Raw genomic sequence first — 1,081 nt, 5'->3', positions numbered from 1 at the left:
GGTCAAGTCCCGGGAAGTGGTGTAGCGCTCCTTCGATGAGAGGGGTCAGGCTGTCAGGGCGGGCAAGGTCTCGGTGGTCACCTCATTCACGGTGCTGGTGGTGATGGTCAGGCGGCAACGGGCCAGGACGTCGAGCCCGAGGTAGCGACGTCCTTCGGCCCATTCATCGGTCTGCTCGGCCAGGACCGCACCGACGAGGCGGACGATCGCGTCGCGAGAGGGAAAGATCCCGACGGAGTCCGTGCGCCGGCGGATCTCGCGGTTCAGCCGCTCGGCGGGGTTGTTCGACCAGATCTGGACCCAGACGTCTTTGGGGAACCCAGTGAACGCGAGGACGTCAGCGCGAGCGGCATCAAGGTGCTCGGCCACGGCGGGCAGCTTCTCACCCACGTAGTCCAACAACCGATCGAACTGCGCGGTCACCGCCGCAGCATCAGGCTGGTCATAGACACTGTGGAGCATCGCCTTCACCGCAGGCCACATGGACTTCGGGCAGATGCTCATCAGGTTCGCGGCGTAGTGGGTGCGGCACCGCTGCCAGGACGCTCCGGGCAGGTGCGCGGCGATCGCCTCGACCAACCCGGCATGCGCATCGGAGGTCACCAGACGGACTCCTCCCAGCCCGCGGGCGACCAGGTCAGCGAAGAAGCTGCTCCACGCCGCCCCAGTCTCACTGGTCGCGACCCGCATGCCGAGGACCTCGCGGTGTCCGTCGCCATTGACTCCGGTCGCGACGAGGACGACCGCGTTGATGACGCGGCCACCTTCGCGGACTTTCATCGTCAGTGCGTCCGCGGCGACGAACGTGAACGGTCCGGCGGCGTCCAGGGGGCGGTGGCGGAACTGTTCGACGTGCTCGTCGAGATCGGCTGCCATACGGCTGACCTGTGACTTCGAGAGGCTGTTGATGCCGAGCGTCTTGACCAGTTTGTCCATGCGGCGGGTGGAGACCCCGGCGAGGTAGCAGTCCGCGACCACGGTGATCAGCGCGGATTCGGCGCGTTTACGGCGCTCGAGCAGCCACTCCGGAAAGTAAGTGCCCGAACGCAGCTTGGGGACGGCGACGTCGATCGTACCGACC

1 protein-coding gene is annotated in these 1,081 nt (G+C 66.6%); it reads right to left on the bottom strand.

Features of this window, described 5'->3' with window-relative positions; translation table 11 throughout:
* Positions 1-45 precede the first annotated feature (45 nt).
* Positions 46-1,081 (bottom strand): IS256 family transposase (locus ACT3SQ_RS19260; RefSeq protein WP_444592686.1); only part of this gene is annotated, 1,036 nt, incomplete at its 5' end.

Origin of the sequence: Brachybacterium sp. AOP42-C2-15, from assembly GCF_052377065.1 — a bacterium.
Lineage (GTDB): Bacteria > Actinomycetota > Actinomycetes > Actinomycetales > Dermabacteraceae > Brachybacterium.
Note: the sequence above shows the minus strand (reverse complement) of the source record. Positions and strands in the feature narration are given on the sequence as shown.